Genomic DNA, 15,247 nt, shown 5'->3' with positions numbered 1-15,247 from the left:
CCAGCCCCGGGCTGTAACATGGAAGCAAAGGATGTGGACGGCACCAGCCTTGTCAGACCATCTCTCGCAATCGACGACCCGTTTCCTGCAGCAGCTTGAACGCCTGATATCGCCGATCGTGCTTGTCTCTAAGCGCGCCTGAAACAGGGCGATAGACCTTTGCAATACGCGACATGACAGCCATTGCGCTGGAAAGGTCCGGGTAGTGCCCGCCGGCGACCGCCCCGAGCATCGCAGCCCCAAGCAGCACCGGCTCAGGGCTTGTCACGCTGGCCACCTCCGTTGCCGTGGAATCCGCGATCATCTGCAGGACGAGGGGGCTGTTTGCCGCGCCACCACTGGCCATGATCAAGTCGATACCGATCGCCTTGTCGGCCAATGCGTCAAGCAGTTGCCGCAGCCCGCAGCCGAGACCTGCAAGGCCCGCCACGTAAAGTGCGACAAGCGAATCCTCGCTTTCGTCAAGCGTCAATCCGGCGATCAGGGCTCGTGCATCAGGGTCGGCAAAGGGCGCCCGGTTGCCGAGAAATTCGGGCACGACGACGATGCCGTCGGCGAGGGCGGCAACACCATCGCCTGCGCGAGCGGCTGCTCGCTCCAGATAGCCGACGAGCGACAGTCCCTCCGCCTTGGCACGCGCCTCGATTGCACCGGCGGCCGGGTGCATGCGCACCAGATAGTCAATTGCGGCGCCTGCCGCTGACTGTCCGCCCTCGTTCAGCCAGAGGCCTGGAACCATCGCAGAAAAATACGGACCCCAGACCCCATCGACAAAGGTGGGTTGGCCTGTTGTCGCCATCGAGCAAGCCGAGGTCCCGAAAATATAGGCGAGCCGTCGGCCGATGTCCGCGCTTCGTTCTGTTTCGACTTCACCTGCGCCCAGCGTTCCAACGCCTCCAGCATGCGCATCGATGAGCGCGGCGCCAACAGGCGTGCCGACCGGCAGGGCGAGCTCGGCAGCCGCTTCGACGGAAAGCCCGGTGCCGAGCGCGACGCCCGGCGCGACAATATCCGTCCCGATCCGCCTGAATTCATCGGCGGCCAGATCCTCAAGGCCGATGGCCCGAAAATAGTCGGCGTCCCAGCGCCCTTCATGGGCGAGATAGGTCCATTTGCAGGTCACGGTGCAGACCGATCGTGCCAGGCTTCCCGTGGCACGCCACGTCAGATAGTCGGAAAGGTCGAAGAAGTGGGCGGCCGCCTGGTATTGCTCGGGGAGGTGCCGCTTCAGCCACAGCAGTTTCGGGGTCTCCATCTCGGGCGAGATGCGGCCACCGACATAACACAGCACCGCATGCCCACCGTCGTTGATTTCGTCGGCTTCCGCGACCGCCCGGTGATCCATCCACACGATGATGTTTCTGTCGGGGTCACCGGAACGGCTGAGGCTGATCGGGGCTCCACCCCTGCCGACAGCCACCAGCGAACAGGTGGCGTCGAAGCCGATGCCGGCGATCAAGGCCGGGTCGATGCCCGCATCTGCGACGGCCTGACGAACGGTGCCGGACACTGCCCGCCAGATATCCTCGCTGGACTGCTCCACGACGCCGCCAGCCTCATGCCAGATGGCAATCGGCTGCTTGGCTGATGAGAGTAGATCACCGCTCTCGTTGAATACCCCCGTGCGCGCGCTGCCGGTACCGACATCTATGCCGAGAAAATAGCGTGCCATGTCTAGAGATCCGTGCTGTGAGGCAAAATGACGAGGTCGCGAATTGTCACGTTGCGCGGTCTCGTCAGCATGAACATGACGGCGTCGGCCACTTCGCTGGCTTCCATCAGACCGCCTGCCGCGATGGTCTCCTCGAGCTTGGCCTCCGGCCAATCGCTGATCAGGGCGGTGACGACGGGGCCCGGCGCGACGGCGCCGACGCGGATGCCATGCTTCATCACCTGTCGCCGAACAGTGTGAACAAACGCCTGCACGGCGAACTTGGAGGCAGTGTAGATCGGCTCCCAAACCACGGGAACCAGGCCCGCGATCGAGCTTGTCATGATGATGTCGCCGGTCTGCCGTTCGACCATATGTGGCAAGACGGCCTGAACGGAGCGAAACGCAGCATTGACGTTCAAATTCAGCATGCGATCCCAGGCATCGGGATCCCCTTCGACGACATCGCCGCCGATATAGGCACCGGCATTGGCGTGGAAGATGTCAAGCTGGCCGAACTTTTCCAGGATTTGCGGCATCATCGTTGCGACGCTTTGCGGGTTCGTCAGATCGATGACCAGCGGAAATGCCTGCGGGCCCAGTTCAGAGCAGATATTCCTCAATGACTCCTCTGCCCGATCGATGAGAACGACACTGACGCCCTCGGCAAGCAGCGCCTTGGCGCATTCAAGGCCGATCCCCGAAGCCGCGCCGGTGACCGCTGCGACCTTTCCCGAAAGTTCCTGTCTCATAGCATTCCTTACCTTTTGTCTTGGACCTTTTATCTTGGGACCTTTTATCTTTTGTCTACGCGCGTCCGTGCGACACTCTTGAACGGCGTGCGAGTGAATCGACGATGACGGCAATGGCAAGAACGGCGCCCGTGATCATGTAGCGAAGCGACGATGACAGATCGAGCAGCGTCAGTCCGTTGGCGATCGACTGGATGACGATGATGCCGAGCAGGGCCGAATAGGCACTGCCTCGACCGCCAAACAGGCTGGTTCCGCCGATGACGGCAGCAGCGATGGCATTGAGGTTGACGTCGCCCGTCCCGGCCTGCTGGCTTGCCGATGCAAGACGAGCCGCAGACAGTACGCCACCCAGCGCAGCCAGTATCGAGCAGAGCATGAAGGCGCTCGTGTAGATCAGGCGGACATTGATGCCGGCACGGCGCGCAGCCTCGCGATTGCCGCCAACAGCGGTCATTGAGCGCCCCCACTTGGTCCGGGTCAGCGCGTAGCTCATGGCCACGACCAATCCCACGAAAAGGCCGAACATCCACGGAATGCCGCGGTCCTGGTTGAGATAGAAGACGATGAGCTCCAGCACAACGGTGATGAGGATTGCACGCAAGACGAGGCTGCCGAGCGAGCGTGAGGACAGGCTTGCCTCACGTCGGCGAACGACGGTCCGGTAGCCGGTCACGAACAGCACGATCCCTGGGATGGCGGCGAGCACGTAGGAAACAGGATCGGGCATGACGAGCAGCTGTCCGAAATTCACGACCGCCGAACCGTAAGGCAGGTTGATCGAGCCGGTCGCGCCGAGAAGATAGAGTTGCATGCCGAGAACCGCGAGCAACCCGGCCAGGGTCGAAACGAAGCTCGGCATTCCCAGGCGATTGAACAGCAATGCGTACAGAGCCCCGATGAGGCCACCTGCGACAAGAGCGGCAAGGATCGCCAGGGCAACCGGCCAGCCTTCGTTGACCCACAGCATACCGACAAGTGCCGAGGCAAAGCCGCTGATCGAGCCGACGGAAAGGTCGATCTCGCCGACCATCAGGATGCAGACTATGCCGAGCGAGATAACGCCAACCGTGGAAGCGTCGAACAGCAGGTTGACGAGATTATTGGCCGAAAGGAAGATCGGATTGAGCGAGGCGAACACTGTCCAGATGAGAACCAGCCCGACGACAACAGGCAACGATCCAAGGTCACCCGATCGCACGCGATCGGCGAAAGCCCGGACGGCGCCGCTGACGCCGGTTTCATGTTTGACGCGAACGTCGCTTCTATCCAGCAACGGCGCTGACGGCGCGTTCTGATTGGCGTTGCTGCTCATGGGCTGTCTCCATCAGTGATCTCCTGCGACAGCTGGCGTCGGCTTGCCCTGCGGGAGACGGAATTGTCGGCAGCTCCAGTGATGGCACTGACGAGTTCCTGGTTGGTTGCGTCGGGATAGAATATTCCATTGTTGCGACCGAGGCGCAGGACCACGATGCGGTCCGCCACGGCCCGGACGTCTTCCATGTTGTGGCTGATCATGATGACGCCGAGGCCACGGTCGCGGACCCGTTCGATGAGGTTCAGGACCTCCGCCGTCTGTGCCACGCCAAGTGCGGCCGTCGGTTCATCGAGCATGATGAGCTTCGGTTCCAGGAGCAGTGATCGGGCGATCGCCACCGTCTGGCGCTGACCACCGGAAAGCGAGGCGATCGGAATGCGAACGCTTGGGATGCGCGCAGAGAGTTCATTCAGAAGCTTCCAGGAGCGCACCTCCATCGACACTTCGTCGAGCTGCAGCGGACTGGTCTCCCGGCCAAGGAAGATGTTGGCGACAACATCCAGATTTTCGCAAAGGGCGAGATCCTGAAACACCGTCGCAATGCCCAGATCAAGTGCGGTGCTGGGGTCGGAGAGCGTCACCGGCTTGCCTGCGAAGGTGACCGTGCCCGATGTCGGCTGGTGCACGCCGGCAAGAATTTTGACGAGCGTCGACTTTCCAGCGCCATTGTCGCCGACCAGAGCCACGACCTCTCCCGCATGGACGTCGAGATCGATATCCGTCAGGGCCGACACGGCGCCGAAATTCTTGGAGACGCCACGCAGGCTGAGCACCAGCTCGCCGGTCGGAGGCGCGTCGTGTTGATTGTTCGTCATCGAGGCAAGCCTTTCCGTATTGTCGCATGATACCTGCAATGAGCCCCCCGACGACAAGCGCCGGAGGGCCCTCGGGAGGAGCTGCTAGCTGCCAATACCAAGCTTCTTGCAGCCTTCCGCGTAGCGGTCGCCGCAAAGCTGTTCGGGTGTCTGGATCGGCTTGCCGTTGACCGTCTTGTCGATGATCTCGGCCTTGAGGTTTTCGGCCGTCACGAGTGCCGGCGTGAACAACTGGGTCGGCGTTTCGAACAGCTTGGTATCGGCCTTCGGCGTTTCGCCGGCAAGCAGCTGCATCGCGACGTTGGCCGCAGCGGCAGCAACGATCTCGCTCGGCTTGGAGATGGTGTTGTACTGGTCGCCGGCGATGATCAGCTGCAAGCCGGCAATCGTCGCGTCATTGCCTGTCACTGGCGGGACCGGATCCACACCAGCCGCCTTGAAGGCGGCGACCGCTCCACCGCCGGTACCGTCATTTGCCGCCACGACGCCAATGATCTTCTTGCCGAAGCGGGTGATCTGGCCACTTGCCCACTGCTGAGCCTTCGGGGGCGCCCATTCCGGTGTGTCGTATTCGGCCAGAACCTGGTAGCCGCCCTCAGCGATGCCCGCATGGATGCCCTTCTTGATCAGGCCGGCGGCCGCGTCGGTCGGCGAGCCGTTGATTTCGAGCAGACCACCATCTTCCGGCTTGACGTTGTTCTTCTTCAGATGCTCCACGAGCGATGCGGCAATCATCTTGCCGATCTCTTCATTGTTGAAGGAAACATAGTAGTCGGCTGCTGCTGACGGGATCGGGCGGTCATAGGCGATGACCTTGACGCCCTGGCTCTGTGCCATCTTCACCAGCGAAGCAGCAGCGGTGGAATCGACCGGGTCAAGTATGATTGCCTTGGCACCCTGCGAAATCGCAGAGTTGAACTGCTGCTGCTGGCGCGATGCGTCGCCGTTGGCGTTCTGGTAGATTACCTTGCAGCCGGCGCAGAGCTTTGCCATTTCGGCCTGGAAGCCCGGGAAATCATGCTCTTCATAACGTGTCGAGCTCTGGTCGGGCATCAGGAAGGCGACGGTCGCGTCCGTGACTTTGGCCGATTGTGCAAAAACGGACGTTCCACTGAGAAGGCCCAGCGCCAGAACCGCGGCGCCTGCGAGTTTCGTCGAAAGTTCAGTCATTTTCGGTTTCTCCATTGAAGAGATCGATTGTTGCGGTTACTGACTCAGACCCGTGGCTGGCCCGAGTTCGAAAGCGTACAGAGCCCCGGTCCGAAGCTGACGGTCAAAGACGGCAGCCGGCCGCACTTCTGAGCTGCACCTGTTTCCAAATTTGAAGACAAGCGATCCCTTGCGGAGGCCGCCACGGTCTCCGTTCGCACTTGCCCTCAATGTGTCCTGTCTCCTCCCGTCCTCCTTGAGTTAGGCGGCCTCCACCGCTTTTTCGTTTTGTGCCCTCAGGGCTCGGAACCTTGAGGGCGGCATCCCTTTCTGCGCGAGAAAGTGCCTGTTGAAATTCGAAAGGTTGTTGAAACCCGATGCGTAGCAGATATCGATCACCGCCAACTCCTGGCTGCTCATCAGCAACTGACAGGCGAGGTTGATGCGCAGCCGGTTGACATATTGAACCACCGAGAAGCCGGTGTGCTTGCGAAACGACCTGGAAAATGCGCTCGGCGTCTGACCGGCAATCGCCGCCAGATCGGTCTCGGAAAACGGTTCGGTCAGGCGCTCGCGGATATACGCCAGCGCCTTGTTGGTGCCGATCGACATGTAACCGGAGGGATCGGGCTGGTAGTCGGATGTCGTGAGCGCGACGTGATTGCTGGCGCCGGTCAGGAGTTCGACGAGTTGCATGAAGAGCGCGATGCGACGGGCACCCACGGCCTCCAGCATTTCCTGCATGATCGGCTTTGCAAGTTGAGCCGTCTCGAGCGGGAAGAGCACGCCCCGACGGCTATCGGCAAGCACCGAGCGGAATCCCTTGAGCTCCGGAAGAATGGAAAGCAGGCCATCGATGAAGGCCTCGGAGAATTGCAGAACCAGGCATCGCTGCTCGATGCGCCTGTCGTCGATAACGTCGCTCACCCAGTTGTGGGGCAGGTTTGGGCCAGTCATGACAAAATTGCCCGGCTGGAAGTCACCGATGAAGTCGCCGACAAAATAGCAGCCGGACGTCTCGGTGATGAGGTGGATCTCGTATTCGGGATGAAAGTGCCACCGCACCGTATGATAGGGATATCCGTGCGACCACATCTTGAAGGACTCGCCGGATCGTATCTGGACGACTTCCAGATCGGGCTCTGATACATCCCGCATACGACAACCCCTCCCTGGGATACACTTTGCTGCCAGGCCTTGAACGGAGGAGCTCTCCCGGCTCCATCCCGCGACCATGGAAGAAGTTTAGCCGGATGCGACAGGAGGCTCCACCACATTTGACCCCGCCGGCCGATACTTTTTTGTCATCCGATTTAGCGTTACCTAGATGCCCCCTGGCATATTTCCAGCTGAATCTGCTTTTGCCGCCGGCGACCGCGGCCGCTGTGGCGGGAGAGAATGCTCAGGCACGGGAGACACGTTCTCGTCACCCTTTCCCTCGGGCGAAGAGGACCACATGGTCACCGGCATATTGCTCGCCGTTGATCGGGGCTTGCGATCCCATGACGAACACGAACGTCAAACCGGCCCTGCCAGAACGCTAGGCTCGACTTGCTCCGGGGCGGCGGGCGCCTTGGTTGCCTCGCCCTCAAGCAACCGGTCCACGATCATCCGGCCGATCGGGATGGCCGAGGTTGCCGCGGGTGAGGGGGCATTGCAGACATGCAGCATTCGTTCGGTCTGCTTGAAGAGAAAATCATGGACCAGGCTTCCGTCGTCCATGACCGCCTGGGCGCGAATGCCAGCCTGTGGGCTCTGCAGGTCATCAATTTTCAGGGACGGGCAATATTTCCGGCATTCGGCAAGATAGCGGGCGCGCGATGCGGAATTGGCGAATTCTGAGATTGCCGAGCGCCAGTTCCTCCGGGCCATTTTCCAGAAGCCGGGAAATGTCGTCATACTGGCGACATCAGCGATCGCAAAGCTGCCCTTGGGGTAGCCCTCGCGCGAAAAGCCAAGCACTGCGTTCGGGCCGACGGTCATGCCACCGCCGATCGTTCGCGTCAGGTGAATTCCGAGGAACGGCAGATCCGGATCGGGGATTGGATAGATCAGGCGCTGCGTGACCTTCGCCTTCGATGCCGGCAGTGCGTAGTATTCCCCCCGGAAGGGCACAATCCGGTGGCTGATCTTCACGCCGGCCATCAATGCGACGCGGTCCGATTGGAGACCGGCGCATGCTATCAGTCTCCTCGCTTCGACAGGACCGGACGCGCTTTCGATGCGAACGCCCTTCTCGTGTTCGTGAATGGCTATGACTTCCGTTCCGCGCCTGATTTCGCCGCCTCCGGTCTCGATCGCCCGTGCCATGGCACGGCAGACAACCGCATAGTCGACGATCCCCGTGGAGTGGACGAGAAGGGCACCGAGACCCGCGATATTGGGCTCATCGGTTCTCAGTTGCGCCGTCGACAGTCGCGCATAGTCGATGCCGTTTTGCCGCGCCCTGTCCTCAAGCGCCTCCATGCGTTGCATCTCCGCATGATCAGTCGCGACCAAGAGCTTTCCGCAGGTTTCGAAGGGGATGCGATTTTCCGTGCAGAAGCGCTTTGTCGCCTCGGCGCCCTCGCGGCAAAGCTTTGCCTTCAGCGAACCGGGAGCATAGTAAATTCCGGCATGGATGACGCCACTGTTGTGGCCTGTCTGGTGTCTCGCAAGCTCGGGCTCCTTTTCCAGGATTACGATGCTGGTGCCTGGCATCCTTTCCTGCAACGCCATGGCGACCGCCAAACCGACGATGCCACCGCCAATGATACAATAATCATACATCTTGCCGCCCGACTCCGACTGTTGCCTGTCGCAAGGCTAGCACTCGCTCGCCACGCCGTCTTGAAGTTCTTATGACGTAACTTGCTCGTCAGGCGCGGGCATAGAGCGCGCGGTTCTTGTTGCTGGGGGGCGCATGTCGACGCCATCGTCGCGGGAAATTGGCAAAGGGCGGCCGGGTTCTCACCGTCAGAACGAAAAGAACCCCGCTGAAGGAAGCGGGGTTGGAGTTTTGAACCCCGGAAGTCGCGGTTTCAGGGGCAATAGAGCGTTGAGGCCTCGCGGGGAAGAAGATACGCAAAGCCCAACCCCAAACGGATAGGGCGCGCCCGTTGGTTCCCATCTCTTTTAGAACCTCACCCGAGGCGGGCTTATGACAGGAGGCCTCCCCGGCGGGGGTTGGCGCAAGGGGGGCCTCCTGTTACGGCGCACCTTCGGGACGCCGGTCCCGAAAGCGCCCCACACTAAACTTTATTTACAGTCCTGCTAATATAATTTCTCGGCAGACCTGGACGAAAACGAACCCTCTCCCCCATGTTGCGACCTCTTGTTTGTCAAGGAGAGCGCACTCAGTATTCCGATTGAATCTCTTGAGGTCGAAATAGATGAATGGCATCTCCGCCTCGCCATGCGTTCGGGGCAAATCAGGTTCCGTTTGAAGTTACGGGCTACATCGGCACCGTCCGACGAGAACGGCCAGTGGTCGCCGCACAAATCCAACCCGCGCAGCATAGGGACAAAGGGGCCAAGCCCGCGCCGTTCCAGCTCGTTGAACGCTTCGTCGGCGCGGCGCCCCCTGCCAGAAGTCTATTTCTCGCGTGTCGACAGGACGTTGCGGATGGAAAAGCTGGAATTGATCCGCAGCACCCCAGGCAGGGCAGAAAGGATTTCCTTGTGGATTCGTTCGAAAGCGCCGGCACTCTCGACGTCAACGCGAAGCAGATAGTCGGACCCGCCCGTCATCAGGAAGCACTCGCGGATCTCCGGATACTTGCGCACGGCGGCTTCGAAGCGATTGAGGTATTCCTCCGTCTGACGCTCCAGTGTGATCTGGATGATGACCGCAATTGCTTCCTCACCCACCACATCAACTATGGCTGTATAACCTCTGATGATACCTGCCTTTTCCATCAGGCCTATACGACGCAGGCAGGCAGAGGCGGACAGGCCGACTTCCTTGCCGAGGTCGACATTGGATATCCGGGAGTTCAGGCGCAATTGCCGAATGATTTTCCTGTCGAGAGCATCAATCTCATACATTGTCGCCTCATCTATTCGCGCCGCGGATGTACCGCCTTCATCCAGCATCGATTGCGTCGGCAATCCATCGCATGGGATGTTCACCCCGAATAGAAGAGAATCGCTTCGTTTGGCAACGGCATGAAAAGCCGGAGACCATCGCCTCGTCTTCGTCCTGCAGCTGGCCCGCCCAGGAAAGATCAAAAGTCTGCCTGCTGAGGGCTTGGTGCCGCTCCTGATGGCCAAACATGCCGGCCATGCCGCAACATCCGGTTGCCGCAATTTCGACCGGCGCGCCGAGAGCAACAAGAACCCTCTTCCAGTCCATCAGGCTGCCGCCAGCGCTTTCGCTGCAATGGACGAACAGCTTGCGTGGCAATCGCGCCGCGGTCAGCTTCGGCAGGGCGCGTCCCCGGGCGATTTCCTCGCTCAGGAATTCCTGGACAAGAAGAATAGGTTCCCCGGCCAGGCCGGCCTTTTTGTATTCCTGGCGGATCATCATGACGAAAGCCGGATCGACCCCCACCATCGCCCTGCCGGATCCGGCAACCTTGTCGATCGCCGACCTCAGCTTCCTGGCCTGCCTGATGAACCGGGTTCTGTCACCGAGCACGTGGGCCGCCTTTCCCCCCGCCGACATCGCAACAAAAACAGGCCGGTAGCCAAACCGGCTAAGACCATCTGCGAGCGCCAGGGCTGCCTGTGTGTCGAAAAGCGCCGTGAACGGATCCTGCCAGATGAAGACCGTTTCCTCGTGCCATTGCCGGTTTGCGATCACTTCGGCGGAAAAGGTCTGATATCCGCCTCTGCCCACATCGTGAAATGCCAATAAAGGAAGGTCGCGCAGACCGGACAGTGTCTCCATCAGCGGGTTGAACAGTCTTGCAAAAATCGCCGCGAATTTTCTGTGACGAACCAGAACCGGTGAATATTCCTCCAGCAACAGCGCGGCCTTGTCCGCCAGTGATCGCCGACGCTTCCGATAGAGCCGGTCGAGGAAATGCGATTTCATCTCGGGTATGTCGACCTGAACCGGGCAACTCGTCGCACAGGCCTTGCAGCCAAGGCATCCGTCGAGCGCGGCCAGGACATCATTCTCCAGTTCCTCGGTCGCATGGCCGCTCTGATGCATCTGGTGCCAATGTCTCAGCGCGTCGGCGCGGCCTTTCGGGGAATGGCGAAGGTCACGGGTCGCCTTGAACGAGGGGCACATGACGGTGCTGCGCTGATAGCTCAGACACTGTGCATTGCCGTTGCACTTGAACGCCAGGCTGAGAGGATCGCCGTCTTCGGTGTTGACGCTGCGGAACGGGGTCGTCTCGATACCCATCAGGGCCTCGGGGTCCGCGACGAGCTTTCCCGGGTTGAAGCGCTGCCCCGGATCGAATGCCCGTTTGATGCGGCCAAACGCGTTGTAGGCCGTGGCACCAACGAACTCCGCCAGATAGGCGCCGCGCACGCCCTTGCCGTGCTCCCCCCAGAAGATGCCGCCATGCCGGCGCGTCAATTCGAACACGCCGTCCGAGACCGCCTTCATGATTGCCCTGTCTTCGTCGCGATCGATATTGAGGGCAGGGCGGATGTGCAGGCAGCCAACGTCGACATGCCCATACATGCCAAAGTTCAAGCCGTTGGTGCTCAGCAGCCCCGTAAAATCCCTGACGAAGGCGGCAAGGTTTTCGACAGGCACCACGCAGTCCTCGACGAAAGCGATTGGCCGGCGCGTGCCACCGACCTTGCCGAGCAACCCGACACTTGCCGCCCTGACCTGCCAGAGCGCAGCCATTTCGATATCATCAACAGCCACGTGGCTTGCGATTGCGCCGGTAAGCGTCAGCGCGCTCTTGCGCAGGACTTCAACCTGCCGTGCGAGATCGGCTTCGTCGTCTCCGACGAACTCCACGAAATTATAGGCGATCGGCTGCCCGTCGCGAGCGCGAAGCCCGGCAGGCAGCGCCTGCAGAATTCCGGCCGTTTCGGCCAGGCCCTGGACCCATTCGTCCATGACTTCGATCGCCAGCGGATCATGCGCCAGGAGGGCACCGCCCGCATCAAGTGCCGCGGCAAATGTCTCGAAGCCGATGACGACCAGTCGCTTGAATTTCGGCTTCGGCAGCAGACGCAATCTTACCCGCGTGACGAGACCGAGGGTGCCTTCCGCGCCGATCGGTAGCCGCCACCATTCGAGATCGCCTCCAGGCGGTTTGGCCCGCTCGAGATCGTAACCCGTAAAACGCCGTGAAAGCGCCGGCACCTTTTTCAGCAGTGCTTCTTGACCCGACTGACAGGCCCCCTCGATCTCCAAGAGCATTGCATGAGCCCAATCGGGGGGCGGCGCGGCACTGTCCAATGTCCGTCCGCCGTCGAGAACGAGCTCCATTCCAAGGATATTGTCGCTGGTCTTGCCGTAACGCCGCGACCCCTTGCCTGATGCATCCGTGCTCACCATGCCACCAATGGTGCAGCGGCTCGCCGTTGATGTCGTCGGCGCAAAAAAGAGGCCGGTCGACGTAAGCTGCGAATTCAGTTCATCAAGAACGATGCCGGGCTCCACCTCTACCCACTGCTCTTCCACGTTCACCGCCAGTAGACGGTTCATGTACTTCTGAAAGTCTACGATGATGCCGGCATTCAGGCTCTGACCGTTGGTGCCCGTGCCGCCACCGCGCGCGGTGACGGGAACGCCGCTGAGATCATCAGTATCGAGGACACGCATCAGCCGTCGCACGTCCTCGGCATCGCGTGGGGCAACGACGATATCCGGCGCGATCGCATAGACGCTGTTGTCGGTGGACATGGCTGCGAGAAGTGCAGCATCACTTGCGACGTCGCCACGAAAACCCGTTTCCTTCAGAAGAGCAGGAAGTCGTTCAAGAGCAGGATGATAAAGGGGCTTCTTTATGTTCTGGTGCATTATCACTGTAACCCAAGGGCATCACGGAAGGGCATTGAACCACAAAGACGACGTTCGTATAATTAGAAAGATATGAAACTATTTTCGGAAAATACGAATTTTGGCCTGCGCCGTCCTTGGGCCCCCCTAACGGTGGTATCCGATCCGGTAAGCAATGATCTCAAACTCGCAGAACAATCATTCTGATCCGGGGTAAAAGATGATTCCAGTATCAAGGTGTCCCTGCGTCCCGCCTCGACCAACCCCCGCTGAACTGGAGCTATTTCTTCCATGAAGATATTTCCAGAAAACACGAACATCGGTTTGCGCCACCTGAGGGCAGCGCTGACAGTAATGGATGAGGGGTCCTTTACCCGAGCTGCGCTGTTGCTTGGGGTCGTTCCCTCAGCCTTGACCGAAACAATTCGGACACTCGAAGCAGAGTGCCGGACGGCAATTTTTGACCGGAAATCTCGTCCGATACGAGCGACTGAAGCGGGTCAGGAATTCCTGGAGGGCGCACGCGATATTCTCGCTCGTTTTGAGCTTTCGCTTGCAAATGTGCGACAGGTAGGCGGTCTCAAGCGGGGGCGGGTGCTCATAGGCGCTGCGCCATCCGCCGTCCTTGCTCCGCTTTCTGAAGCGATCATTAAATTCCGCTCAGATCATCCTGGGATCGACGTCATTGTTCACGACGACGTTGCCGAACGCCTAGCCAGTCTGGTTGTGGACGAAACGCTTGATTTCGCATTGGCCGGGCCGGGTTTCAAGTCGGCCGAACTGCATGAAGAAAAGATCAGCGAAGATACATTTGGTCTCGTTTGCCATAAAAGCCATCGCCTGGCCCAGTCTTCAGCTTCGGTCCTTCTGTCCGACATCGATCCAGATGACCTGATAGTCCTCGACGGGCAGGCCGGTATTGCGAGGATGCTCGCGGACTGCCCTGACCTGCCGCAGCAGCTGACCGTCGGTCGCATTCAAACATTCAGCACCATCGCCCAGTTGACCTTGATCAGTCGAAACGCTGGCGTAGCCCTGCTGCCACAGCAGGCTGCCGATGTCATCCAAAGTGACGAGATCGTCTTTCGCGAGATCGCTGACCTACACTTGGTGCGCTCGCTCTATCTCTTAACCCGCACTCGCTCGACTTTGCCGCCCGCGGCAAAGCGCTTTATCGCCTACCTCACTTAGCACCCTCTCACAGGACAAGTAGGATCTTGCCTAGAACAGTGGGCTCAGGACAGCGCGAAGATTCTCACCTCCCTCGCTATGCCCTGAAGTTCCTCCATTCTGGAAACCGAGGTGATGCCGCTGTCATGCAGGATTTCTGAAACGTGGGTATCCCCGACAATCGCTTCCGTCGTCATGATCACATTGGGATCAGCAAGGCCCTGTACGCGGGAGGCAATATTGACGGTCTGACCGAAGTAGTCCTGCCTGTCGTTGAGATTGACTGCGAGACATGGTCCCTCGTGGATGCCGATCTTCAGGAGAAGATCGTCGCTGCCGTGCTCGGCATTCAACCGAAGCATCGCCTCGCGCATCCGGAGCGCGGCGGCCACTGCGCGGTCCGGGCTCGGGAAGGTCGCCATGACGGCGTCGCCGATTGTCTTGACGACCGCTCCGGTCTCCGCGGCAACGATCTCGTGAAGGACCCTGAAGTGCGCTCGTACCAGATCGAATGCGGCAAGGTCACCGACGCGCTCGTAGAGCGCGGTCGAGCCTCTCAAGTCAGTAAAGAGGAAGGTGAGGCTGGTAATCTTGAGGCGCTGGTCGACGTCAAGTGTGTCGGTCCGATAGATGTCCCGGAAACTCTGGTTCGACAGGAGACGTTTCGCCGTGAGAAAAGCTCGCCTGCGGCTCAGCAGGTCGTGTAGCTCGTCTCCTGCAACACAGACGTTCGGTATCACCCTGCGTTCGGTGTGGTTTTCAAGCATGAGCCGCAGTGGGCCAGGACGAAGCGGGACCGTTTCATTTAGCGCATGCGCCTTGCTGATGACCATGGACAGGTTTTGCCGTTCGTCGGTGGGCTCCCCCTTCACGTCGATGAACTGCGCCGCGTGTGTTGCCGGATCGAAGATGATCACGAATTGCGCCGGCAGGTGCAGTGAGAGGAAAGCCTTCTCCCCCGGAGCCAACTCGATCATCTCCAGTTGGATGCGTGCAAACCTTGCTTCGAAGTCCTCTGGCAGGTCGACTCCGGAACTGAAGAAGATCTGTCGGTAGTATTCAAGCGGTGAAAGCCGATCGGGCTCGTGGGCAGAAATCCTGCGAACCCTTGGACTGACCGTGAACGTCACCTCGACCATTTCGTCGAGGGTTGGTTCATATCCGGCCGCGCAGAGCGCGCACTGGTACGTTTCCTGATCGACTGTTTTCAAAGTTGCACCGGTGTCCAGGACGCCGCCGCAACCTGGGCAAAGGACATTCCAGGTCATGTCGAACGCGCCAATGCGCGCTGCATGCAGAAATGCTGCGATCGTCTTCTCTTCGTCGAGATGGTGCTTGTCAGCAAAGGCGAGGACATTGATGCGATTAAGATCGCGATCGGACCCATGCGTGACTACGCGCTCGATACGGTCAACCGTCTGCGGGTCAGCAGCCTGTCGCAGGGTGGCAAAAAGCGCGTCCACTTCATTCATAAGACACGGTCTCCGTGTGCGT

The 15,247-nt window shown here is 60.0% G+C and carries 11 protein-coding genes; 1 reads left to right on the top strand and 10 read right to left on the bottom strand.

Annotated elements, in window-relative coordinates; translation table 11 throughout:
* Positions 1 to 52: 52 nt before the first annotated feature.
* The 9 genes from C934_RS0120065 to C934_RS0120020 form a co-directional block, all read right to left on the bottom strand.
* The gene (locus tag C934_RS0120065) at positions 53 to 1,672 is read right to left on the bottom strand and encodes an FGGY-family carbohydrate kinase (protein ID WP_018858414.1); all 1,620 of its coding nucleotides are present in this window, start codon (positions 1,670 to 1,672) and stop codon (positions 53 to 55) included.
* A 2-nt stretch (positions 1,673 to 1,674) separates the two neighbouring features.
* Complete coding sequence (locus C934_RS0120060; RefSeq protein ID WP_018858413.1) at positions 1,675 to 2,403, bottom strand: SDR family oxidoreductase; 729 nt, start codon at positions 2,401 to 2,403, stop codon at positions 1,675 to 1,677.
* A 55-nt stretch (positions 2,404 to 2,458) separates the two neighbouring features.
* Entirely contained in the window at positions 2,459 to 3,718 is a 1,260-nt protein-coding gene (locus tag C934_RS0120055; protein WP_018858412.1) for a sugar ABC transporter permease, read from the bottom strand.
* Complete coding sequence (locus C934_RS0120050; protein WP_018858411.1) at positions 3,715 to 4,536, bottom strand: ATP-binding cassette domain-containing protein; 822 nt, start codon at positions 4,534 to 4,536, stop codon at positions 3,715 to 3,717. Before C934_RS0120050 ends, C934_RS0120055 begins: the two co-directional genes overlap by 4 nt.
* 84 nt (positions 4,537 to 4,620) lie before the next feature.
* A complete protein-coding gene (locus C934_RS0120045; RefSeq protein WP_018858410.1) occupies positions 4,621 to 5,706 on the bottom strand; it encodes an ABC transporter substrate-binding protein in 1,086 nt (361 codons plus the stop codon).
* Positions 5,707 to 5,946: 240 nt separating this feature from the next.
* On the bottom strand, positions 5,947 to 6,843 hold the full coding sequence (locus C934_RS0120040) for a helix-turn-helix domain-containing protein (protein ID WP_018858409.1): 897 nt from the start codon (positions 6,841 to 6,843) through the stop codon (positions 5,947 to 5,949).
* Between the two features lie 360 nt (positions 6,844 to 7,203).
* Positions 7,204 to 8,454, bottom strand: coding sequence for an L-2-hydroxyglutarate oxidase (gene lhgO, locus C934_RS0120035; protein ID WP_018858408.1), 1,251 nt, complete (start codon positions 8,452 to 8,454; stop codon positions 7,204 to 7,206).
* Positions 8,455 to 9,258: 804 nt separating this feature from the next.
* Positions 9,259 to 9,711, bottom strand: coding sequence for an Lrp/AsnC family transcriptional regulator (locus tag C934_RS0120025; RefSeq protein WP_018858406.1), 453 nt, complete (start codon positions 9,709 to 9,711; stop codon positions 9,259 to 9,261).
* A 37-nt stretch (positions 9,712 to 9,748) separates the two neighbouring features.
* Positions 9,749 to 12,604: an FAD-binding and (Fe-S)-binding domain-containing protein gene (locus tag C934_RS0120020; RefSeq protein WP_018858405.1), complete on the bottom strand. Its 2,856-nt coding sequence runs from the start codon at positions 12,602 to 12,604 to the stop codon at positions 9,749 to 9,751.
* Between the two features lie 270 nt (positions 12,605 to 12,874).
* On the opposite strand from C934_RS0120020, the gene C934_RS0120015 reads away from it, so the two are divergent.
* Positions 12,875 to 13,774: a LysR family transcriptional regulator gene (locus tag C934_RS0120015; RefSeq protein WP_018858404.1), complete on the top strand. Its 900-nt coding sequence runs from the start codon at positions 12,875 to 12,877 to the stop codon at positions 13,772 to 13,774.
* Between the two features lie 44 nt (positions 13,775 to 13,818).
* Here C934_RS0120015 and C934_RS0120010 read toward each other — a convergent pair whose 3' ends face one another.
* Positions 13,819 to 15,225: an adenylate/guanylate cyclase domain-containing protein gene (locus C934_RS0120010; RefSeq protein ID WP_018858403.1), complete on the bottom strand. Its 1,407-nt coding sequence runs from the start codon at positions 15,223 to 15,225 to the stop codon at positions 13,819 to 13,821.
* Between the last annotated feature and the right edge of the window lie 22 nt (positions 15,226 to 15,247).

The sequence above is a fragment of the Rhizobium sp. 42MFCr.1 genome (assembly GCF_000377185.1).
GTDB classification, from domain to species: Bacteria; Pseudomonadota; Alphaproteobacteria; order Rhizobiales; family Rhizobiaceae; genus Rhizobium; species Rhizobium altiplani.
Note: the sequence above shows the minus strand (reverse complement) of the source record. Positions and strands in the feature narration are given on the sequence as shown.